At 55.9% G+C, this 213-nt stretch carries 2 tRNA genes; both read left to right on the plus strand.

Annotated elements, in window-relative coordinates:
• The first annotated feature begins 44 nt into the window (after nucleotides 1-44).
• Nucleotides 45-118: transfer RNA gene (locus tag KJS58_RS25335), tRNA-Met, on the plus strand.
• A gap of 11 nt (nucleotides 119-129) precedes the next feature.
• Nucleotides 130-206: transfer RNA gene (locus KJS58_RS25340), tRNA-Asp, on the plus strand.
• Nucleotides 207-213: the final 7 nt, after the last annotated feature.

Here is a 213-nt window from a genome sequence, read left to right on the forward strand (position 1 = left end):
GAGGGTCGGGGGTTCGATCCCCTCAATCTCCACCATATAAATATCGCGGGGTGGAGCAGCTCGGTAGCTCGTCGGGCTCATAACCCGAAGGTCGCAGGTTCAAATCCTGCCCCCGCAATTGTAATACCTGGAACTGTGGTGTAGAGGCCTAACATGCCTGCCTGTCACGCAGGAGATCGCGGGTTCGAATCCCGTCAGTTCCGCCATTTTTAT

Source organism: Paenibacillus sp. J45TS6 (genome assembly GCF_018403285.1).
Taxonomy (GTDB): Bacteria; Bacillota; Bacilli; order Paenibacillales; family Paenibacillaceae; genus Paenibacillus.